Origin of the sequence: Pseudomonas cremoricolorata DSM 17059 = NBRC 16634, assembly GCF_000425745.1 — a bacterium.
In the GTDB taxonomy this organism is placed as follows: domain Bacteria; phylum Pseudomonadota; class Gammaproteobacteria; order Pseudomonadales; family Pseudomonadaceae; genus Aquipseudomonas; species Aquipseudomonas cremoricolorata.
Window position 1 is genome coordinate 418,946 of sequence record NZ_AUEA01000003.1, and the last position, 21,855, is coordinate 440,800.

General features: G+C 65.7%; 18 protein-coding genes, 1 pseudogene and 1 riboswitch. Of the genes and pseudogenes, 16 read left to right on the forward strand and 3 right to left on the reverse strand.

Going from position 1 to position 21,855, the window contains the following annotated elements; all coding sequences use genetic code 11:
- Positions 1 to 47 precede the first annotated feature (47 nt).
- Positions 48 to 1,550 carry a glycine betaine/L-proline transporter ProP gene (proP, locus tag H618_RS0106385; RefSeq protein WP_028694287.1) on the forward strand — a complete coding sequence of 501 codons (1,503 nt, stop codon included), beginning with the start codon at positions 48 to 50 and terminating at the stop codon, positions 1,548 to 1,550.
- Between the two features lie 211 nt (positions 1,551 to 1,761).
- The gene (locus tag H618_RS0106390) at positions 1,762 to 2,487 is read left to right on the forward strand and encodes a TorF family putative porin (protein WP_033727515.1); all 726 of its coding nucleotides are present in this window, start codon (positions 1,762 to 1,764) and stop codon (positions 2,485 to 2,487) included.
- Between the two features lie 72 nt (positions 2,488 to 2,559).
- On the opposite strand, the gene mqo is transcribed toward H618_RS0106390, so the two are convergent.
- Complete coding sequence (gene mqo, locus H618_RS0106395; protein ID WP_028694289.1) at positions 2,560 to 4,212, reverse strand: malate dehydrogenase (quinone); 1,653 nt, start codon at positions 4,210 to 4,212, stop codon at positions 2,560 to 2,562.
- Between the two features lie 337 nt (positions 4,213 to 4,549).
- On the opposite strand from mqo, the gene H618_RS0106400 reads away from it, so the two are divergent.
- Together H618_RS0106400 and H618_RS0106405 are read left to right on the forward strand one after the other, a co-directional pair.
- Positions 4,550 to 5,770 carry a putative DNA modification/repair radical SAM protein gene (locus H618_RS0106400; RefSeq protein ID WP_028694290.1) on the forward strand — a complete coding sequence of 407 codons (1,221 nt, stop codon included), beginning with the start codon at positions 4,550 to 4,552 and terminating at the stop codon, positions 5,768 to 5,770.
- Positions 5,761 to 6,600 (forward strand): TIGR03915 family putative DNA repair protein, encoded by an 840-nt coding sequence (locus tag H618_RS0106405; protein WP_028694291.1) that lies wholly within the window; start codon positions 5,761 to 5,763, stop codon positions 6,598 to 6,600. Before H618_RS0106400 ends, H618_RS0106405 begins: the two co-directional genes overlap by 10 nt.
- A gap of 43 nt (positions 6,601 to 6,643) precedes the next feature.
- On the opposite strand, the gene H618_RS21345 is transcribed toward H618_RS0106405, so the two are convergent.
- On the reverse strand, positions 6,644 to 7,540 hold the full coding sequence (locus tag H618_RS21345) for a polyprenyl synthetase family protein (protein WP_081673719.1): 897 nt from the start codon (positions 7,538 to 7,540) through the stop codon (positions 6,644 to 6,646).
- Positions 7,541 to 7,719: 179 nt separating this feature from the next.
- Here H618_RS21345 and fni point away from each other — a divergent pair, with 179 nt between their 5' ends.
- The 5 genes and pseudogenes from fni to H618_RS21350 all read left to right on the forward strand — a co-directional run.
- Entirely contained in the window at positions 7,720 to 8,757 is a 1,038-nt protein-coding gene (gene fni, locus H618_RS0106415; RefSeq protein ID WP_028694292.1) for a type 2 isopentenyl-diphosphate Delta-isomerase, read from the forward strand.
- A complete protein-coding gene (locus H618_RS0106420; protein ID WP_028694293.1) occupies positions 8,754 to 10,022 on the forward strand; it encodes a glycosyltransferase in 1,269 nt (422 codons plus the stop codon). Before fni ends, H618_RS0106420 begins: the two co-directional genes overlap by 4 nt.
- Positions 10,009 to 11,178, forward strand: coding sequence for a lycopene beta-cyclase CrtY (crtY, locus tag H618_RS0106425; RefSeq protein WP_425414170.1), 1,170 nt, complete (start codon positions 10,009 to 10,011; stop codon positions 11,176 to 11,178). The genes H618_RS0106420 and crtY overlap by 14 nt, the downstream gene beginning before the upstream one ends.
- Positions 11,175 to 12,665 carry a phytoene desaturase gene (locus tag H618_RS0106430; protein ID WP_028694295.1) on the forward strand — a complete coding sequence of 497 codons (1,491 nt, stop codon included), beginning with the start codon at positions 11,175 to 11,177 and terminating at the stop codon, positions 12,663 to 12,665. Before crtY ends, H618_RS0106430 begins: the two co-directional genes overlap by 4 nt.
- Positions 12,662 to 13,594, forward strand: a pseudogene (locus tag H618_RS21350) (phytoene/squalene synthase family protein); the annotation flags it as partial. The gene H618_RS0106430 and the pseudogene H618_RS21350, both read left to right, overlap by 4 nt.
- Here the strand turns inward: H618_RS21350 and H618_RS22320 are convergent.
- Positions 13,515 to 14,075, reverse strand: coding sequence for a sterol desaturase family protein (locus H618_RS22320; protein WP_081673720.1), 561 nt, complete (start codon positions 14,073 to 14,075; stop codon positions 13,515 to 13,517). The pseudogene H618_RS21350 and the gene H618_RS22320 overlap by 80 nt on opposite strands.
- Positions 14,076 to 14,316: 241 nt before the next feature.
- On the opposite strand from H618_RS22320, the gene H618_RS0106445 reads away from it, so the two are divergent.
- The 7 genes from H618_RS0106445 to nspC all read left to right on the forward strand — a co-directional run bounded on the left by H618_RS0106445 (position 14,317) and on the right by nspC (position 21,835).
- The gene (locus H618_RS0106445; protein ID WP_028694297.1) at positions 14,317 to 15,483 is read left to right on the forward strand and encodes an acetyltransferase domain-containing protein; all 1,167 of its coding nucleotides are present in this window, start codon (positions 14,317 to 14,319) and stop codon (positions 15,481 to 15,483) included.
- Between the two features lie 27 nt (positions 15,484 to 15,510).
- Positions 15,511 to 15,709: riboswitch (cobalamin riboswitch) on the forward strand.
- A 128-nt stretch (positions 15,710 to 15,837) separates the two neighbouring features.
- Positions 15,838 to 16,845 (forward strand): ABC transporter substrate-binding protein, encoded by a 1,008-nt coding sequence (locus H618_RS0106450; RefSeq protein ID WP_028694298.1) that lies wholly within the window; start codon positions 15,838 to 15,840, stop codon positions 16,843 to 16,845.
- Complete coding sequence (locus H618_RS0106455; RefSeq protein ID WP_033727518.1) at positions 16,842 to 17,861, forward strand: FecCD family ABC transporter permease; 1,020 nt, start codon at positions 16,842 to 16,844, stop codon at positions 17,859 to 17,861. The genes H618_RS0106450 and H618_RS0106455 overlap by 4 nt, the downstream gene beginning before the upstream one ends.
- Positions 17,858 to 18,646, forward strand: a complete 789-nt coding sequence (locus tag H618_RS0106460) for an ABC transporter ATP-binding protein (RefSeq protein ID WP_028694300.1) — start codon at positions 17,858 to 17,860, stop codon at positions 18,644 to 18,646. Before H618_RS0106455 ends, H618_RS0106460 begins: the two co-directional genes overlap by 4 nt.
- 16 nt (positions 18,647 to 18,662) lie before the next feature.
- Positions 18,663 to 19,103: a pseudoazurin gene (locus H618_RS0106465; RefSeq protein WP_028694301.1), complete on the forward strand. Its 441-nt coding sequence runs from the start codon at positions 18,663 to 18,665 to the stop codon at positions 19,101 to 19,103.
- Positions 19,100 to 20,446, forward strand: coding sequence for an OprD family porin (locus H618_RS0106470; RefSeq protein WP_033727519.1), 1,347 nt, complete (start codon positions 19,100 to 19,102; stop codon positions 20,444 to 20,446). Before H618_RS0106465 ends, H618_RS0106470 begins: the two co-directional genes overlap by 4 nt.
- Positions 20,447 to 20,737: 291 nt before the next feature.
- On the forward strand, positions 20,738 to 21,835 hold the full coding sequence (gene nspC / locus H618_RS0106475; RefSeq protein ID WP_028694303.1) for a carboxynorspermidine decarboxylase: 1,098 nt from the start codon (positions 20,738 to 20,740) through the stop codon (positions 21,833 to 21,835).
- The last annotated feature ends 20 nt before the right edge of the window (positions 21,836 to 21,855 follow it).

A 21,855-nucleotide genomic window follows, 5' to 3' on the forward strand; every position in this document is an offset into this window, starting at 1 on the left:
GTAGTCGCTGCTCGATCGAGCCCGGCACGTAAAAGGAAGAGAACGGTATGAAATCACGCAAGAAGAAGGTCAGCCCGATCGGGCTCAAGGACATCACCATCGTCGACGATGTGAAGATGCGCAAAGCCATCTCCGCCGCGGCGCTGGGCAACGCCATGGAATGGTTCGACTTCGGCGTCTATGGCTTCGTCGCCTTCGTCCTCGGCAAGGTGTTCTTCCCCAACGCCGACCCCAGCGTGCAGATGATCGCAGCGCTGGCCACCTTCTCCGTGCCGTTCCTGCTGCGCCCGCTGGGCGGGGTGGTATTCGGCGCCATCGGCGACCGCCTCGGACGACAGAAAGTGCTGGCCGCGACCATCATCATCATGTCGCTGAGCACCTTCGCCATCGGCATCATCCCCTCGTATGAATCGATAGGCATCTGGGCGCCGATCCTGCTGTTGCTGGCGAAGATGGCCCAGGGCTTCTCGGTCGGCGGCGAATACACCGGCGCCTCGATCTTCGTCGCCGAGTACGCTCCGGACCGCCGCCGCGGCTTCCTGGGTAGCTGGCTGGACTTTGGTTCGATTGCCGGCTTCGTGATGGGCGCAGGCCTGGTGGTGCTGATCCAGAGCGTGGTGACCGAAGAGCAGTTCTTCGAATGGGGCTGGCGCCTGCCGTTCCTGCTGGCCCTGCCACTGGGTGTGATCGGCCTGTACCTGCGACATGCCGCCGAAGAAACCCCGGCTTTCCAGCAGCATGTCGAGAGCCTGGAACAGGGCGACCGTGACGGCCTGGCATCTGGCCCGAAAGTGTCGTTCAAAGAGATCGCCACCAAGCACTGGCGTAGCCTGCTGACCTGTATCGGTGTGGTCATCGCGACCAACGTCACCTACTACATGCTGCTCACCTACATGCCCAGCTACCTCACCCACAACCTGCAATACAGCGAAAGCAATGGGGTGCTGATCATCATCGCGATCATGGTCGGCATGCTCTTCGTGCAGCCGGTGATCGGTTTCCTCAGCGATAAGTTTGGCCGTCGTCCGTTCATTCTGACCGGCAGCATCGGCCTGTTCGTGCTGGCCATTCCGGCCTTCCACATGATCACCAGCGGCAGCACCGGGCTGATCTTTGCCGGTTTGCTGATGCTGGCCATCCTGCTGAACTTCTTCATCGGCGTAATGGCCTCGACCTTGCCGGCCATGTTCCCGACGCACATTCGCTACAGCGCCTTGGCCAGTGCCTTCAACATCTCGGTGCTGATCGCCGGTGTCACCCCAACCGTCGCCGCCTGGCTGGTGGAAACCACCAACAACCTGTTCATGCCGGCCTACTACCTGATGACCATCGCCGTGATCGGCTTCATCACCGCCGTGACCATGAAGGAAACCGCCAACAAGCCGCTGCGTGGCGCTGCACCGGCCGCCTCGGACATCGAGGAAGCCCGCGAGCTGCTGCAAGAGCACCACGACACCATCGAGCAGAAGATCGAGGACATCGACGAGCAGATCGCCGAGCTCGAAGCCAAGCGCGCCACCCTGGCGCAGCAGCACCCGCGTATCGACTGATCCGCAGCGTTGACCACGGGCCGCCCTGCGGCCCATGGACTGCGCAGCAGTCCCAATCCCGCCGGATCAACGCTGAGCGCCGACTCCAACACCAGCGCGACCTCCTCCCCCGCATTTCGTCCAAAAATCGCCGACCGCTCAAGCTCAAGGGTTTGCCTATCGCCGATGGGCCGTTATCCTAGGCCACTCCCGCAAAGGAGCCGCTTCCCCGATGATCGTTTTACGGCCTTTCTGGCTGCTCGGCGCAGCCTTGCTGCTGAGCCCGCTGGTGCAGGCCCAGCAAATCCAGCGCGAACTGGGCGACTTCGATTTCAAGCTCGCCACCACCCCGACCCGCAGCATGGCCGAAGGGCTGATCTCGCCGAGCGCGGTGGGCACCTTCCATGGCGGCGTCGACCTGAGCCACGCCAATGGCCTGTACTTCGGCCAGTACGCACCGAGCATGGGCCTGACCAAGTCCTCGACCCTCAAGCTCGACAACTACTTCGGCTACAAGCAACCGCTGAGCGGTGATCTGGGTTATGAGGTGGGAGTGATTCACTACAGCTACCCGACCCTGGCGGCGAACAATAGCTACGCCCTGTATGGCGGTCTGTCGTTGCTGGGTCGGCGGATCGGCGGGGCGTTCAATGACAAACCGAGCAACCGCACCGGCACGCTGTTCGCCAACCTCGGGCGGCTGCCGCTGTTCGGTGTCGATCTCAGCGTGAAAGTCGCCCACCATCAGTTCAGCACGCCCTACACCATCGGTGACGGCAGCCGGGTCGATGGCTTCAGTGACTGGTCGCTGAAGTTCTCGCGCCCCTGGCGGGGTGTCGACCTCAACCTCACCTGGAGCAACTCCAACCTCTCGGGCAGCGGCTGCGATGCCTATTCAGGCATCAACAACACCTGCGACAGCATGGTCACGCTGAAGGCCCAGCGCAGCTTTTTCTGAGGGTTGAGTCACTTGCAAGAAGGGCGTTGGCGGGTGAGCCCGCCCCCACAGAGTGAGAGCGGGCGGTGACGGTTACAGATTCAGGTCGGCATCGGCATCGACATTCTTCTGCTTGAGCGGGTCGATGTGCTCGGGATTGGCCGGGTCCTGACGCTTGTCGATCTGCGGCGGCGGGGTCAGTTGTAGAACCTCGCTGGTGTATTCCCACTCCTCCTGGACCTTGACCGGGTCGTCGTTGAGGTGGGTGCCATAGGACGGCACGATCTGCTTGACCTTGCCCTGCCATTCAGGCGAAGCGAGACGCTCCTTGAACACCCGCTGCAGCACGTCGAGCATGATCGGCGGCGCGGTCGAGGCACCTGGCGAGGCGCCGAGCAGGCCGGCAATGCTGCCGTCCTTAGATGCCACCACTTCGGTACCGAGCTTTAGTACGCCGCCCAGCTCTGGGTCTTTCTTGATGATCTGCACGCGCTGCCCGGCCTGCCACAGGCGCCAGTCTTCTTTCTTGGCATGCGGGAAGTAGGTTTGCAGGGCATTGAAGCGGTCATCGTCAGACTGCATCACCTGGCTGACCAGGTACTTGACCAGGTCGAACTCACGCACCCCGACGCGCACCATCGGCCAGGTGTTGTGCAGCGACATGCTGCCGAACAGATCGAGCAGCGAGCCTTCCTTGAGGAACTTGGTCGAGAAGGTGGCGAAGGGGCCGAACAGGATCACCCGCTTGCCGTCCAGCACCCGGGTGTCGAGGTGCGGCACCGACATGGGCGGCGCGCCGGAGGCAGCGATGCCGTAGGCCTTGGCCATGTGCTGCATGGCGATGTCCTGTTTGTCGGTAACCAGGAACGAGCCACCGACCGGGAAGCCGGCGTAGTCCTTGGCTTCCGGGATGCCGGATTTCTGCAGCAGGGTCAACGCCTTGCCACCGGCGCCGATGAACAGGAACTTGGTATCGGTCGCGCCCTTGCTGCCGTCCTTGAGGTTCTTGTACTCCACCCGCCAGGTGCCGTCGTCGTTGCGTGAGATGTCCTGCACCTCGGTGGAGACCTTGAGGTCGAAGTTCGGTCGGCTTTGCAGGTAGCTGACGTACTGGCGGGTGATTTCGCCGAAGTTGACGTCGGTGCCGATCGGCGTCCAGGTCACGGCCAGCTTCTGGTTCGGGTCACGCCCTTCCATCATCAGCGGCACCCACTTGGCGATCTGCGCGTGGTCTTCGGAATATTGCATCGGGCGGAACAGCGGGCTGGCCTGCAACGCCTCATAGCGCTTCTTGAGGAAGCGAATGTTGTCATCGCCCCAGACGAAGCTCATGTGCGGCGTCGAGTTGATGAACGAGCGCGGGTTCTTCAGCACGCCCTGCTTGACCTGCCAGGCGAGAAATTGCCGGGTGATCTGGAACGACTCGTTGATCTCCACCGCCTTGGTGATGTCGATCTTGCCGTCTTTTTCCGGGGTGTAGTTCAGCTCGGCCAGGGCCGAGTGACCGGTGCCGGCGTTGTTCCAGCCGTTGGAGCTTTCCTCGGCGACCTTGTCCAGGCGCTCGACCATCTCCATCGACCAGTCTGGCTGCAGCTCGTTGAGCCACACCGCCAGGGTCGAACTCATGATGCCGCCACCGATCAGCAGCACATCCACCTGCTTGGTTTCGGCCGCCTGGGCATTGCCTGCGGCGATCGCCAACGCTAGCCCTGCCAGCGCGCCATGCCTGATGTTCCTGACCTTCATGTTTTCTCCCTCGGGAACGACAGCGTCCCGATCTACCATGTTTAACCCCATTCACGCGCCGCTGCCTGCATGCAACCCATGCATGACAGCCGCCACAACCTCCTGGCAATGGCGCGCAAGCCTGGGCGAGCGAACGCCCGCCGACCCGCGACGTGTGCTGTTGAGGCCCGCAGGCAGGCAGTAGTTCCCCAGCGTAGTGCTGGGCTATTACCCCAGCGGCATCTACTACTGGCCTGCGTACCCATGGAACAGACGAATCAGCTCGTCCGACCACCAGCACTTGCCAGTGGGGCATTCTGCCAATACTGTATGAATATTCAGTACAGAGAGTAGTCCGATGGAGTTGATCGCCAAGCTGGGCATCCTCGCCGATGCCGCCAAGTACGACGCATCCTGCGCCAGCAGCGGTGCGCCTAAGCGCAGCTCACGCGGGCGCGACGGCCTGGGCGCGACCAATGGCATGGGCATCTGCCACAGTTACACCCCCGATGGGCGCTGTGTGTCGCTGCTGAAGATTCTGCTCACCAACTTCTGCCTGTATGACTGCCAGTACTGCGTCAACCGCCGCTCGAGCAACGTGCCACGCGCACGCTTCAGCCCTGAAGAGGTAGTGCGCCTGACCCTGGACTTCTACCGGCGCAACTGCATCAGCGGGCTGTTTCTGAGTTCCGGCATCATCCGTTCGGCCGACTACACCATGGAGCAATTGATTCGCGTGGCGCGGCTGCTGCGCGAAGAACACAACTTCCGTGGCTACATTCATCTCAAGACCATTCCCGATGCCGACCCGATGCTGATCGAAGAAGCCGGGCGTCTGGCTGACCGGCTGAGCGTCAACATCGAGCTGCCCACCGATGAAAGCCTGCAACGCCTGGCCCCCGAGAAACAGGGCAGCACCATTCGCCAGGCCATGGGCGTGATTCATCGCGGCCAGCAGGCGGTGGCCGATCAGCCCAGGGCGCCGCGCTTCACGCCCGCCGGGCAAAGCACCCAGGTGATCGTCGGCGCCGACGCCACCGACGACAGCACGCTATTGCGTAATGCCGAATCGCTATACCAGGGCTTTGGCCTCAAGCGGGTGTACTACTCAGCGTTCAGCCCAATTCCCGACAGCCCCAATAGCGTGCCTCTGGCCGCTCCCCCCTTGCTGCGCGAACACCGCCTGTATCAGGCAGATTTTCTGTTGCGTGGCTACGGCTACAACGCCGGCGAGCTGTTCAAGAAGTCCACAAGCCTTGCGTTGGATATCGACCCCAAGCTCGCCTGGGCGCTGGAGAATCGCGAGGTCTTCCCGATGGACCTCAACCGCGCGGAACCGACGCTGATGGCGCGGATTCCCGGCATCGGCCTGCGCAGTGTGCAGCGCCTGGTGGCATTGCGTCGCGAACGACGCATTCGCTACGACGACCTGATCCAGCTGCGCTGCGTGCTCGACAAGGCGCGGCCGTTCATCGTCACCAGCGACTATCGCCCAGCCGACGCCGAGCAGCGCAGCGGCATGCTGCGGGCGCGACTGCGTGAGCCGCAGGCGCCGGTGCAGATGGGCTTGTGGGGATGATCGCGCTCGATTGCGATGACCTGTTCGGCACCTGGCGCGCTCAAGCGCGCAGGCTGCTCAGCCATGGCATCGACCCGGCCCAGGTGACTTGGGCACAAGGCCCCACCGATGACCTGCTGGCCATACCGGCGCCGTTGCCCGAGGCGCCCGGGCCGTTCCAGGGCAAGGTGCCCGCGGCCTTGCTCGAACAGCTCGAACAGGCCGCGCGCTACCACGGCGAGCAGCGCTGGAACTTGCTTTATGAAGTGCTCTGGCGGGTGGCCCATGGCGACCGCACGGCGATGATGGCCGGTGATCGCCTGGGCAGCGAATTGCAGCGGCGCATCAAACAGGTGCGCCGCGAAGCCCATCACCTGCATGCCTTCGCCCGCTTCGTGCCGTTGCCGGCGCCATTGGCCGAGCAATTGCAGCTCGATCTGGTGGCCTGGCACGACCCGGCCCACGACATTCTGGCCAGCGCCAGCGGCCATTTCGCCGAACGTCTCGGTCGCCAGCGCTGGTTGATCGCCACGCCGCGCGATGGCGTGCGCTTCGATGGCGAACAGATGGACTACCAGCGCCAGTGCCCGGCGCAGTGGCAGCAATGGGCGCAGCATGCCGACGACCCCGGCGCCGAGCTGTGGCGCACCTACTATCGGCACATCTTCAATCCGGCGCGGCTCAACCCCGATGTGCTGCGCCAGCACATGCCCGGGCGATTCTGGCGCCATCTGCCCGAGGGCATGCTGATTCCACAGTTGGTGGGCCAGGCCCGCCACGGCAAGCAGCGCGACGGCCAGGCGCCGGAGGTGGCGCGCCAGCAGGGCAAGCAGATCGGCAAGCGAGAATGAGGATTACAGGCGCCTGAACGGCGCCCGTTAGGGCCTGGCGGGGTCAGCAGGCGAACAGGCGGTGCAGCAGCAGGCTGATGTTCTGTTCGCCGTGGAAGGCCTGGTCGAGCTGGGCCTGGGCGGCGGCCACGTGGCCTTGCAGTCGGCGCTTGACTTGGGTTTCGCCACACAATGCAACCAGGGTCGACTTGCCGTCGTCCTTGCCCTGATCCTTGCCGCTGTCCGGGTCGCGGTCACGCAGATCGTCACGCAACTGGAAGGCATGCCCAAGCTCGACGGCGAAAGCCTGCAAAGGGCTGCGCACGCTGGCAGGGGCATCGCCGAGGTCGCAGGCCATGTCGATGATCGCGGCGAACAGCACGCCGGTCTTGAGCTGGTTGGTCTGGGCGATCTCACCGGCACTGCGGGCGCTACCGCCTTCACGCAGGTCTTGCAACTGGCCCTTGACCAGGCCCTGCACACCGATGGCCTGGGCCAGGGTCGCCACCAGACGGTTGCGCACCTCGGGGCGCACGCCATCGATCACCGCCACCAGGCCAAAAGCATGGCTGAGCAAGGCCACGGCGGCTAGCACCGCAACGTCTTCACCAAAGGCCAGGTGCACGGTGGCGCGGCCACGGCGCAACTGGGCGTTGTCCATGCACGGCAGGTCGTCCAGCACCAGCGAGGCGGCATGCACCAGTTCCACTGCGCAGGCAAGGTCGAGGCTGGCCGCACGCGGCGCTCCCAGCCCTTCGGCGATGAGCATCAGCAGCATCGGACGCAAGCGTTTGCCCGGGGCCAGGGTGCAGTCGCGCATGGCCGCGGTGACCAGTTCACGGGCGTTGCCGGCCACCGGCAGCACGGCCTCGAGGCGCGCCTCGAAGGCTTCGCGCAACGGCTCTAGGGGGTGCGCAACGTCGCCATCGGCGGGCAGCGGCGTGGGTGCTGTGATCGTCATCCTGGCCTCATCATTGTTGTGGTGCAGCTTTACCGGTGGAGCAAGGAACGACTGGAACACGCCGTTGCCTGATGCAATAACTCAGAGCTTAGCTGTACAAAGGGATGCATGTTGTACAACTATCCTCATGCACTGACCACAGTTGCAGACAAATGATTCACCGGCTCATGGAACCCGGCATGAAGAAAAACACGCTAAGCCAACGCAAGGACGACCATCTGGACATCGTGCTCGATCCGCAACGCGCCACTGTCGGTCACCACGATGGCTGGGCAGCGGTGCAGTTCGAGCACTGCGCCCTCCCCGAGCTTAGTCTCGATCGGATCGATCTGAGCACTTCGTTTCTCGGCATCGCACTGCGTGCGCCGCTGCTGATCAGCTCGATGACCGGTGGTGCGGCGCGTGCCGAACGCATCAACTACCACCTGGCCGAGGCCGCGCAGCAGTTGGGCATCGCCATGGGCGTGGGATCGCAACGGGTCAGCCTGCGCGAGGGTGCCGACCAAGGCCTGACCACCACGCTGCGCCGCCTGGCCCCCGATGTGCCGTTGCTGGCTAATCTGGGCGCCGTGCAGTTGCTGGAAGCCGACGGCTTCGACCTGGCCCAGCGCGCGGTCGACAGTTTGCAGGCCGACGCGCTGATCGTGCACCTCAACCCCTTGCAGGAAGCCGTTCAGCCCGAAGGCGACCGCGACTGGCGCGGCGTGCTGGCGCGCATCGAACAGCTATGCCAACGCCTGCCGGTGCCAGTGATCGCCAAGGAGGTCGGTGCCGGCATCAGCGCGTCGGTGGCCATGAGCCTGGCCAATGCCGGGGTGCAGGTGATCGATGTCGCAGGCAGCGGTGGCACCAGTTGGGCGGCGGTCGAAGGCGAGCGCGCCAGTGAGCCGGGCGACCGCGCCGTGGCCATGGCCTTCGCCGACTGGGGCATGCCCACCGCCCAATGCCTGCTCAGCGTGCGCCGCGCCCTGCCCGGCACGGCACTGATCGCCTCGGGCGGAATTGCCGACGGGGTACAGGCGGCCAAGGCCATTCGCCTCGGTGCGCAACTGGTCGGCCAGGCCGCCAGCGTGCTGCCCGCCGCGTTGCAGTCGACCGAAGCGGTGCTGGCGCATTTCGATGTGCTGCTTCGGCAACTGCGCATCGCCTGCTTCTGCACCGCTTCGCGCAACCTCGATGCCCTGCGCAGTGCGCGCCTGCAAGCGACCCACGGATGAGCCACTTCGCCGTCATCGCGCCACCCTACCCCAGTCACTACCAGGCGCTGCAAGCGGTGGCCGGGCAGTTGCTGGAGCGCGGTCATCAGGTGACGTTCTTTCATCAGGCCGATGCGCGGCAGTGGCTGGACGATCCGCGCATCGGCTTTTGCGCGCTCGGCGCCAGCAGCCATCCGCCCGGCAGCCTGCAGCAGGCCTTGCACCTGGCGGCGCGGCCGCATGGGCCGCTGCGCCTGCGCCGGCTGATCCGGCAGTTGGCCGAAACCAGCGCCATGCTCTGCCGGGAACTGCCCGATGCCCTGCGTGCGGCCAAGGTCGACGCCGTGCTGTGCGATCAGATGGAGGTGGCCGGCAGCCTGATCGGCGAAGCCCTCGGCCTGCCGCGTATTTCCATGGCCTGCGCGCTGCCGGTCAACCGCGAGGCGGGCCTGCCGCTGCCGGTGATGCCGTTCGGCCCCGGACACGACCTGCGCCTGTACCGCGGCACCGAGCAGGTGCACGACTGGCTGATGACGCCGTTGCAGCAGGTCATCGATGAGGTCTGTCAGCGTCACCAGCTACCAGGCCGGCAAGGCTTGCACGGCTGCCTGTCGCCGTTGGCGCAGATCAGCCAGACGCTTGCGGCCTTCGATTTTCCACGTCAGCACTTACCCGCGTACTGCCATGCCACTGGCCCCTGGCGGCGCAGCACTGCGGCGGGTGCCGAGTGGGTATTGAGCGATCAACGGCCCTTGGTGTTCGCAAGCCTGGGCACCTTACAGGGCCACCGTTTCGGCCTGTTCATGCGCATCGTGCGTGCCTGCCGCACCCTGAACGTGCAGTTGCTGCTGGCCCACTGCGGCGCCCTGGATGCCGATCAGCAAGCGCAATTGCGCAACAACGGCGCCACTTGGGTGACCGACTTCGCCCCGCAGCAGTGGGCGGTGCAGGCGGCGCAGGTGGTGATCAGCCATGGCGGCCTGAACACGGTGCTCGACGCCGTGGCTGCGCACACCCCGCTGCTGGTGCTGCCGATTGCCTTCGACCAGCCCGGGGTGGCCGCGCGCGTGGCCTATCATCAGCTCGGTGCAGTGTTGCCGCGCTGGGCCAGCAGCCGGCGCATCGCAGCAGCGCTACGCCCGTTGCTGGCTGGCCCCTGCGCAGGGGCAGGCACGCTTGACCAGGCCTTGGGCCAGGCCGGTGGGGCACAGCGCGCCGCCGAGCTTATCGAATCTGCGGTCGCCAGCGACCGCCTGCCAGTGAGTCATGACCTTGAACGACTTTGACCTGATTCTTGCCGGTGGCGGCCTGGCCAACGGCCTGATCGCCTGGCGCCTGCGCCAGGTACGCCCCGAGCTGCGCGTGCTGTGCCTGGAGCGTGCCGAGCGCTTGGGCGGCAACCATACCTGGTCGTTCCACGATGCCGACCTGAGCGCGTCGCAACAGCGCTGGCTGGCGCCGCTGGTCAGCCATCGCTGGCCGAGCTATCAGGTGCATTTCCCCGGCCTGTCGCGGCGCCTGGGCAGTGGCTACGCGAGCATCAGCAGTGAACGTTTCGCCGAGGTCGTGGGCAACGACCTTGGCCAAGCGCTGCGCTGCAACAGCCGCATCGTGCAGCTCGACCCGCACGCCGTGCAGCTCGACAGTGGCCTGCGCCTGAGCGCCGCCACGGTGATCGATGGCCGCGGCGCCCAACCCAGCCAACACATGGTGCTCGGTCAGCAGGCGTTTCTTGGCCAGGAGCTGCAACTGCGCCAGCCCCATGGCCTGGCGGCGCCTATCGTGATGGATGCGCGGGTGGCGCAAGGCGACGGCTACCGCTTCGTCTATATGCTGCCGTTCAGCGCCGACACCTTGCTCATCGAAGACACCCACTACGTCGAACACTCACCCCCAAGCACCGAGCAACTGCGCGAGCACATCGCCCAGTACCTGTGCCAGCACGGTTGGCAGGTGCAACGCGTGCTGCGTGAAGAGCGCGGCGTGCTGCCGATCACCCTGGCCGGCGATTTTCCCGCCTGGCAGGCCGCGCAAGGCAACGCAGTGCAGGCTGGCCTGCGCGGCAACCTGTTCCACTGCACCACCGGTTACTCGCTGCCTGAAGCCGTGCGCCTGGCCGACTGGCTGGCGGCCCAGACGCAACTGGACCACGCGCACCTGGCCCCGGCATTTGCCGCCTACCAGCGCCAGCGCTGGCAGCAGCAAGGCTTCTATCGCCTGCTCAATCGCATGCTGTTCCTGGCCGGTGATGCCGGGCAGCGCTGGCAGGTCATGCAACGTTTCTATCGGCTGCCCGAGCCGCTGATCGCCCGCTTCTACGCCGGGCGCAGCAGCCTGGGTGACCGTGTTCGGATTCTCACCGGCAAGCCGCCGGTGCCTGTTGGTCAGGCGTTGCGCGCTGCGCTGCGTCACTCCCCCCGTCATTTCGAGGAACATTCATGACCCCTGGTAAAACCGCCGTCGTCATCGGCGCTGGCCTCGGTGGCCTGGCCGTGGCCATTCGCCTGCAAGCCGCCGGCGTCGCCACCACCCTGCTCGAGCGCCGCGACCTGCCCGGTGGCCGCGCCTATGTGTACAAGGATCAGGGCTTCACCTTCGACGCAGGCCCGACGGTCATCACCGACCCTTCGGCCATCGAAGCGCTGTTCGAGGCGGCCGGCAAGCCGATGCGCGACTACGTCGAACTGCTGCCGGTGGCGCCGTTCTACCGGCTGTGCTGGGAAGACGGCACGTTCTTCGACTACGGCAACGACCAGGCCGAACTGGAACGGCAGATCCACGCCATGGAGCCGGCCGACGTCGAAGGCTACCGGCGCTTTCTGCAGTATTCCAAGGCCGTGCTAGCCGAGGGCTATATCAAGCTTGGCGCAGTGCCGTTCCTGTCGTTCAAGGACATGCTCCAGGCCGGCCCGCAACTGGCCCGTCTGCAAGCCTGGCGCAGCGTCTACGGCATGGTGGCGAAGTTCGTGCGCAACGAAAAGCTGCGCCAGGCGTTCTCGTTCCATGCCCTGCTGGTGGGCGGCAACCCGTTCTCGACCTCGTCGATCTACACCTTGATCCACGCCCTGGAACGGCAATGGGGGGTGTGGTTCCCGCGCGGCGGCACCGGCGCCCTGGTGCAGGGCCTGGCCAAGCTGTTCGAAGACCTCGGCGGGCGCCTGGTATTGAATGCCGATGTCACCGCACTGGACACCGAAGGCGATCGCATCGTCGCCGCGCGCACCGCTGACGGCCAGCGCTGGCCGGCCGACGTGGTGGCCTCCAACGCCGATGTGGTGCACACCTATGGCGAGCTGCTCGGCCAGCATCCACGCGGCCAGCGCGAAGGCGAGCGGCTCAAGGGCAAGCGCTTCAGCAACTCGCTGTTCGTCGTGCATTTCGGCCTCAAGCGCGAACAGCCGCAGTTGCAGCACCACACCGTGTGCTTCGGCGCGCGCTATCAGCCGCTGATCAAGGAAATCTTCAACGGCCCGCGCCTGCCGGATGATTTTTCGCTGTACCTGCACACCCCTTGCGCCACCGACCCGAGCCTGGCACCGCCCGGCTGTTCGAGCCATTACGTGCTGGCGCCGGTGCCGCACCTGGGCAACGCCGACACCGATTGGGAAGTCGAAGAGCCGCGCTACCGCGAGCGCATTCTCCGTTACCTGGAACAGCGTTACATGCCCGGCCTGCGCGACGATCTGGTGACCTGCCGCAGCTTCACCCCGGTGGATTTCCGCGATCAGCTCAATGCTCACCTGGGTTCGGCGTTCTCGCTCGAACCGGTGCTGACGCAAAGCGCCTGGTTCCGCCCGCACAACCGTGATCAGCAGGTCAACAACCTGTACCTGGTCGGCGCCGGCACCCACCCCGGTGCGGGCGTGCCGGGGGTGATCGCTTCGGCCAAGGCCACCGCCGGGCTGATGCTCGAGGACCTGCACGCATGAATGCACCTGCCGCCGACCCGTTGCTGGCGCACGCCCTGAACAGCATCGCCGTGGGTTCGAAGAGCTTTGCCAGCGCTTCGCGGCTGTTCGACCCGCACACCCGCCGCAGCGCGGTGCTGCTGTATGCCTGGTGCCGGCACTGCGACGACGTCATCGACGGCCAGCAGGCCGGCCATGATGCGGTGCCGCTGACCCCGGCCGAAGCCCGGCAGCGCCTGGCCGAGCTGCGTGCGCAGACCCACGATGCCTACCTCGGCGCCCCCGCCCAGGAGCCGGCCTTCGCCGCCTTGCAGGATGTGCAGCAGCGCCACGGCATCCACCGCCAGGAGGCGCTCGATCTGCTCGAGGGCTTTGCCATGGATGTCGACGAGCGCCAGTACCAGACCCTTGAAGACACCCTGCAGTACTGCTACCACGTCGCCGGGGTGGTCGGGTTGATGATGGCGCGCATCATGGGCACCCAACAGCCGCAGGTGCTGCACCGCGCCTGCGACCTGGGCCTGGCCATGCAACTGACCAACATCGCCCGCGACATCATCGACGACGCCAAGGTGGGGCGCTGCTACCTGCCGCGGCAATGGCTGGATGAATTCGGCCTGACTCCCGCCACCCTCGCGCAACCTCAGCACCGCGCGGCAGTGGCGCAGATGGCCCGGCGCCTGGTGGATCACGCCGAGCCCTACTACGCCAGCGCCGAGGCCGGGCTGGCGGCCTTGCCCTGGCGATCGGCGTGGGCGGTGGCCAGCGCCGGCGCGGTGTATCGGCGCATTGGCATCAAGGTGCGTGCCGCCGGGCCGCAGGCCTGGGACACGCGCACCTCGACCGGCAAGGGGGAAAAACTCGCAGCCCTCAGTGCGGGGCTGTGGACGAGCCTGAATCGGCGCCTGCGGCGCTATCCGCAGCGTGATCCGCGGCTGTGGACGCGGCCTTCGTCGTCGCCCGCAACGGGCCCTGATGATGGGCGCGCAACTGCGCCTTGAGGCGCTCGACCGATGGCGCATACAGGAAACCGAACGACACGCAGCCTTCGCGCCCGTGCACCGCGTGGTGCATCAGGTGCGCCTGGTACAAGCGCTTGAGGTAGCCACTGCGCGGCACGAAACGGAACGGCCAGCGTCGGTGCACCAAGCCGTCGTGGGCGATGAAGTACAGCAGGCCGTAGGCCGTCATCCCCGCGCCGATCCACTGCAACGGCGCCCAGCCAGCGGTACCCAACGCGATCAGAATGATCGCCAGCACGGCAAACACCACCGCGTACAGGTCGTTCTTCTCGAACAGGCCATGGCGCGGCTCATGGTGCGAGCGGTGCCAGCCCCAGCCAATGCCATGCATCAGGTACTTGTGCGCCAGCCAGGCGACCCCTTCCATGGCGGCCAGGGTGATGAGAAAAACGGCGAGGTTGGTCAACATGGTGTTCGATTCGGCTCGTGGTGATGGGGCTTGGAGTCGCTCAGGCGCTGTGGCGTTCCGCGCCGTTTCAGCGCTGGCCAGGCGTTGCGCAGTCTGTGCTCGACCCTAGCATGACCAGGGTCGTGAGGCTTGACCTGTGTAGGACAATTCTTCACTCAGGCGAAAAAAGCGTAGTGGCTGGTGTAGCAAACGATATAGGATAACATTTCATTTGCCATCAACCCCTTGCCTGCGATCACCCATGACAAGTGCCAATGCCACCCCTACCCTGCTCACCCAGCGCCTGCAGAGCATCGATGCTCTGCGCGGCCTGGTGATTCTGTTCATGTTGCTCGACCACGTTCGCGAGACCTTCTTCCTGCATCACCAGGTCGGTGACCCCATGGCCGTGGCCAGCACCGAGCCTGTGCTGTTCTTCAGCCGGACCCTGGCGCACCTGTGTGCGCCGGTGTTCGTCCTGCTCACCGGCCTCTCGGCCTGGCTGTATGGCGAAAAACAGCAGAGCCGCCAGGCAGTCTCGGCATTCCTGTTCAAACGCGGGTTGTTCCTGGTGCTGCTGGAATTCACCGTGGTCAACTTCGCCTGGACCTTCCAGTTGCCGCCCAGCGTGATCTACCTGCAAGTGATCTGGGCCATCGGCCTGAGCATGATCGCCCTCGCCGCGCTGGTATGGCTGCCGCGCGCCGCGCTGATCGCCTTGGGTGTGCTGATTATCGCCGGGCACAACCTGCTCGACGGCCTGCACTTCGGCGCGGATTCGCTGATGCACGTGCCATGGGCGATCCTCCACGACCGTGGCTGGCTCGACGTCTCCGAACATATGCGCCTGCGCACTTCCTACCCGCTGCTGCCGTGGATCGGGGTGATCGCTCTGGGCTATGCCATGGGCCCGTGGTTCGCCCGTAGCGCCAACCCTCAAGCGCGCCAGCGGCGTCTGTCGCTGGCTGCGGCCGTGGCGCTGCTAGGGTTCGTCGGACTGCGCCTGGTCAACGGCTACGGCGAGGCGCCGTGGAGCAGCTACCCAAGCCTGGTGCAGACGCTGATGAGCCTGTTAAACATCACCAAGTATCCGCCGTCGCTGCTGTTCCTGTGCCTGACCCTGGGCTGCGGTCTTTTGCTGCTGCGCGGCTTCGAGCGCGCCGGGCAGGCGCGCTGGGTCGGCGTGCTGGCGGTGCTAGGCGCAGCGCCGATGTTCTTCTACCTGTTGCACCTGTACGTACTGAAGGTGGCCTATGTACTGTGCGTGGCGATCTTTGGCCTGAACCAGGGCGACTACTTCGGCTTCGACGGCATGGGCGCGGTGTGGCTGTGCGCGGTGCTGCTGAGCGTGGCGCTGTACCCGCCGGTGCGTGCCTTCGCCCGGCTCAAGGCGCGCCGCCGCGACATCGCCTGGCTCAAATACCTGTGAAAGCCGTTCCCTGCCAGCGGCCGATGGTCTACCATGCCGGCCGCCGGTTTCCACCCAGGAATTAATAGGGAATCCGTGGCTCGCCAACGGCTGAGCCAAACGGAACTGCCCCCGCAACTGTAGGTGCCGAGCCTGCTCCATCGATGCCACTGGGCGTGTGCCCGGGAAGGCTGGAGCCGGGCCATGACGCACCAGTCAGGAGACCTGCCGGCACACATTTACCGACCGGCGGGGTGTCCGGGACGGCCATCTGCACCCTTTCCAGGGTGGCGCCGCCTGCCTTTGCGCAAGCGGCCATGACGATGCCTGTCCGTGCCGCAGCCCCCGCCGCTGCATTCGATAGGAGATCGCCCAATGCTACGTTTCGCCGCCCTGCTCGCGGGCCTGGGTTTGTCTGGCCTGGCCCAGGCAGCCGCCACCCACTACCCGGTCAATATCGACAACTGCGGCCAGCCGCTGAGCTTCGCCCACGCCCCGCAGCGCGCGGTGACCATCGGCCAGGCCGGCACGGAAATCCTCTACGCGCTGGGCCTGGGCGACAAGCTGGCCGGCACCTCGCTGTGGTTCAACGACGTACTGCCCGAGTTCAAGACCCTCAACGACAAGGTCGAGCGCCTGGCCGACAACGACCCAAGCTTCGAGGCCGTGGTCGGCAAACGCCCGCAACTGGTCACCGCGCAGTTCGAGTGGATGGTCGGCGCGCAGGGCGTGGTCGGCACCCGCGAGCAGTTCCATGAGCTGAACATTCTCACCTACCTGCTGCCTTCGGACTGCGAAGGCAAGGACAACCTCACCGGCGCCGATGGCACACGCACCCAGCAGTTCCAGGTCGAGAGCATCTACAAGAGCGTCAGCCAGCTGGCCGAGATCTTCGACGTGCAGGACCGCGGCGCCGCCCTCAATGCCGACCTGCAAGCACGCCTGGCCCAGGCCAAGCAGCGCCTGGCGGGCAAGGACCTGTCGGCCACCACCGCGCTGTTCTGGTTCTCCAGCGCCGATCTGGACATCGACCCCTATGTGGCCGGGCGCCAGGGTGTGGCCGACTTCATGCTGCAGACCCTGGGCGTGCGCAACGTGGTGCAATCCAACGAAGAATGGCCGACCGTGGGTTGGGAAACCCTGGCCAAGGCCAACCCGACCTGGCTGATCATCGCGCGCATGGACCGCCGCCGCTTCCCCGCCGACGACTACCAGAAGAAGCTGGAATTTCTGCGCAGCGATCCGGTGGCGAAGAACCTCGACGCGGTCAAGGCTGGGCGCATCATCATCCTCGACGCCGAGGCCATGCAGGCCGGTATTCGCCTGTTCCGGGGCCTGGAGACGCTGTCCAGCGCCTTCGCCAGCGGTAAGCCCGCCCAGTGAGTGTGCGCCTGTTGCCGGCCGTGGCGCTGGCGCTGTTGGCCCTGCTGGCGGCGCTGCTGGCCGGAGTCGCGATCGGCGAAACGCCGATTGCTCTGGAGCTTGTGTATCAGGTGCTGGCCAATCAGCTGTGGCAGGCCGGTTACCCGCTCGACCCGATCGACGCCGGCATCGTCTGGAACTACCGTCTGCCGCGCACGCTGGTGGCCGCAGCGTGCGGCGCGGGCCTTGCGACCTGCGGGGTGATTTTGCAGGCGCTGCTGCGTAACGCACTGGCCGAGCCTTACCTGCTGGGCCTTTCCGCCGGCGCCTCGACCGGCGCGGTGGCGGTCGGCTTGCTGGGCATTGGCGGGGCGGCGCTGTCGCTGTCGGCGGGCGCCTTCATCGGGGCGCTGTTCGCCTTCGCCCTGGTGCTGCTGCTGGCCCGCGCGGCGGGACCGTCGCACAACAATGCCCAGGTGATTCTGGCCGGTATCGCCGGCTCGCAGCTGTTCAATGCCATCACCGCTTTTCTGATCACCAAATCGGCCACCGCCGAGCAGGCGCGGGGCATTCTGTTCTGGCTGCTGGGCAATCTCAGTGGCGTGCGCTGGCCATCGGTCAGCCTGGCGCTGCCGGTGGCGCTGCTGGGCCTGGCGATCTGCCTGTGGCACCGGCGCAGCCTCGATGCCTTCACCTTCGGTGCCGATTCGGCGGCCTCGCTGGGGGTGCCGGTACGCCGCACGCAGTTGCTGCTGATCAGCTGCGCGGCGCTGGTCACCGCGGTGATGGTGTCGATCGTCGGTGCCATAGGTTTCGTCGGCCTGGTGATTCCACACGCCCTGCGTCTGCTGCTGGGCCCGGGTCACAGCCGCCTGCTGCCGGCCAGTGCGCTGGGCGGGGCGTTGTTCCTGATCAGCGCCGATGTGTTGTCGCGCACCCTCATCAGCGGCCAGGTGATTCCGGTGGGCGTGGTCACCGCGCTGATCGGCGCGCCGGTATTCGCGCTGATTCTGATCAGCCGTCGGGGGGCACGATGAGCAACCTCAGCGACGTGCAACTGGCGCCGCTGCGCTGCCTCGATCTGGGCCTGCGCGTGCGCGGCCACCAGCTGCTGGAGGGCATCGACTTGCAGGTGCTGGCCGGCGAAACCCTGGGCATCGTCGGCCCCAATGGCTCGGGCAAATCCACCCTGCTCAAGCTGCTGGCCGGTCTGCGTGCCCCCAGCAGCGGCGCCGTGCAGTTGTTCGGCGAGCCGCTCGACAGCCTGCCGCGCCGGCGCGTGGCGCAACGTCTGGCGCTGGTCGAACAGCAGGCCGATACCCATGAGGCGATCCGCGTGTATGACGCGGTCGCCCTGGGCCGCACGCCCTGGCTGTCGGCCCTGGCGCCGTTCGCAGGCCAAGACCGCGCCATCGTCGAGCAAGCCCTGCGCGACGTCGATGCGCTGCACTTGCAACAGCGCCTGTGGGGCGAGTTGTCTGGCGGCGAGCGCCAGCGCGTGCACATCGCCCGCGCCCTGGCCCAGCGCCCGCAGGTGCTGCTGCTCGATGAGCCGACCAACCACCTCGACATCCAGCACCAACTGAGCCTGCTGCACTGCGTGCAGGCGCTGCCGGTGACCACTCTGGTGGCGCTGCACGATCTCAACCAGGCGCTGACCTGCGACCGCCTGGCGGTGCTCGAAAGCGGTCGCCTAGTGGCCCTCGGCGCGCCGCTGGAGGTGCTGACCCCGGCGCGCCTGCTGAGCACCTTCGGTGTGCACGCCCACTACCTCACCGATCCCTATGACGGCGCCCGCGTACTGCGCGTGCGCGCCCCCTGAACCAGGACGTTCCGTTATGTCGTTGTCCCCCGTCGCCGTGCTGCTCGCCGGCCTGTTGCTGACGCCTGTGGCTGCCGCCGAGGTGTTCGAAGTGAAAATGCTCAACCGCGGCGCCGAGGGCGCCATGGTCTACGAGCCCGACCACCTGCGCATCGCCCCAGGCGACACGGTGCGCTTCGTGCCCACCCATGCCAGCCACAACGCCGCCACACTCCCCGGGCTGTTGCCAGCGGGTGCCGAAGGGTTCAAGAGCAAGCTCAACCAGCCTGCCGAACAGACTTTCGAAGTACCCGGCCTGTATGGCATTCAGTGCATCCCGCACCTGGCCATGGGCATGGTCATGCTGATCGAAGTCGGCGAGCGCGGCGCCTCGCCGGCGGCCCTGCCGGACAACCTCCCGGCGCGGGCCAAGAGCCGCCTGCAAGCGCAGCTGAGCAAGCTGGAGGCCGGGCAATGAAACACGTGGTCCGCAGTGCGGTGCTGTTGCCGCTATTGGGCGTTGCACCACTGACGCTGGCCGAATCAGCGCAGTCCGAGAGCAACGGTTTCATCGAAGACAGCCGCTGGAGCGTGCTCAACCGCAGCGTCTATGACCGCCGCGACTACCGCCATGGTGGACGCAACGGCAGCGCCCGCAACGCCTACAAACCACGCGAGGCGCGCAGCGACCAGGCCGCCGAATGGGGCTACGGACTGATGGGCAGTTTAAGCTCGGGTTTCACCCAGGGCACGGTGGGCGTGGGCGTCGATGCCCATGGCTACCTGGGCGTGCAGCTGGACAGCGGCGGCGGTCGCGCCGGCAAGGCGCGCCTGCTCAGCCTGGACAACGACGGCCATCCCAAGCGCGACTACGGCCGTGCCGGCGCCGCGCTCAAGCTGCGCAGCTCGAACACCGTGTTGTCCTTCGGCGAACAGCGCATCAAGACTCCGGTGTTCAGCGCCTCCGACAGCCGCTTGCTGCCCGAAACCTTCACCGGCTGGTTCCTCGACAGCAAGGAGTTCGAACACCTGCGCCTGGTGGCCGGGCACTTCACCGAGAACGCCGACCGCAACGCATCGAGCCACAACCGCGGATTCGCGGTGAACTACTCCGATGCGCGCCAGGGCAAGGCTGTAGATCTGGCCGGCGCGGTGTGGAACCCCAGCGCGCAGTTCAGCGCCAGCCTGTACACCTCGCGCTATGAAGACACCTGGAACCAGCAGTACCTGGGCAGCACCCTCAGCCACGCCCTGGACGATCAGCGAAGCCTGAGCCTGGACCTGAACCTGTACCGCACCACCGACACCGGCAAGGCGCTGTCGGGGCAGATCGACAACACCACCTGGAGCCTGGTCGGGCGCTACGACCACGGCCCGCACGGTTTCAGCCTCGGTTGGCAACAGGTGCATGGCGATACCCCGTTCGACTACGTGAGCCGCGGCGCCATCTACATTGCCAACGCGGTGCAACTGTCCGACTTCAATGCCCCCAACGAGAAATCCTGGCAAGTGCGCTACGACCTCGACATGGCCGGCTACGGGGTACCGGGCCTGAACCTCAGCGCGTTGTACGTGCGCGGCTTCGACATCGACGGCAGCCACGTCGACCGCAACGGCGGCTACGCCTACCTGGGCTACGGCACCGGCGGCAAGCACTGGGAACGCGACATGGAAGCGCGCTACGTGGTGCAGTCCGGCCAGGCCAAGGGCACCACGTTCTCGCTGCGCTACAACAGCCACCGCGGCAATACCGCCCAGGCGGAGCTGGACAGTGACCAGTTGCGTCTGGCGGTGGAGTATCCGTTGCAGGGGCGGTTGTAGGACTGGTCCGGGCTACGGTTTGATCGCGTCGCTTTCGAGGTAGGTGGGGTCTGTGGCGCCTGATCGATCGATGTACGAAAGCCTGGCTGGCGTCGTGATCAAGCGCTCAAACGGCACACAACCGCCCCTGCCACCATGACGTCACAATCGGCTGAAATACTCTGCCCGGTCAAAGCCCTGCCTCACCCCCGGCACTGGCCTGACGAAAAGCGCCGCGTGCCCTTTCGGTCGGCGGCAAGTGAAGGCACAATGCGTGTCTTTTTTTTGGCCGGCCTGGCCGGAGGCCTTCAGATGATCAAGACGCCGTATTACCTCATCGACAAGACCAAGCTGCTCAGCAACATGCAGAAGATCGCCTATGTGCGCGAGCAGTCGGGCGCCAAGGCGCTGCTGGCGCTCAAGTGCTTCGCCACCTGGTCGGTATTCGACCTGATGCAGCAATACATGGACGGCACCACCTCGTCCTCGCTCTACGAGCTCAAGCTCGGTCGGCAGAAATTCGCCGGCGAAACCCACGCCTACAGCGTCGCCTGGGCCGACGATGAAGTCGAAGAGATGCTCGCCAACTGCGACAAGATCATCTTCAACTCCATCGGCCAGCTGCAGCGCTACGCCGAGCAGTCGGCCGGCAAGACCCGCGGCCTGCGCGTCAACCCGCAGGTAAGCAGCTCGGACTACCTGCTGGCCGACCCGGCCCGTCCGTTCAGCCGCCTCGGTGAGTGGGACCCTGAGAAAATCGCTACCGTCATCGACGACATCTCAGGCTTCATGTTCCACAACAACTGCGAGAACGGTGACTTCAACCTGTTCGACCAGATGCTCAGCCATATCGAGCAGCGCTTCGGCCATCTGCTGCACAAGGTGCAGTGGGTCAGCCTCGGCGGCGGCATCCACTTCACCGGCGAAGGCTACGATGTCGATGCCTTCTGCCAGCGCCTCAAGCAGTTCGCCCAAACCTACGGCGTCCAGGTGTACCTTGAGCCCGGCGAAGCGGCCATCACCCAGAGCGCGTCGCTGGAAGTCACCGTGCTCGACACCCTGTACAACGGCAAGCACCTGGCGGTGGTCGACAGCTCCATCGAGGCGCACATGCTCGACCTGCTGATCTACCGCCTCAACGCCAAGCTGGCGCCGAGCCAGGGTGAGCATAGTTACATGATCTGCGGCAAGTCGTGCCTGGCCGGGGATATCTTCGGTGAGTATCAGTTCGACAAGCCGCTGGCCATCGGTGATCGCCTGTCGTTCGTCGACGCGGCCGGTTACACCATGGTCAAGAAGAATTGGTTCAATGGTCTGAAAATGCCCGCCATCGTGGTCAAGCAGCTCGATGGCAGTGTCGAAGTGGTCCGCGAGTTCGGTTTCGACGACTACGTTTCCAGCCTGTCGTAAGACGGCGTTTAGTAAGGAGC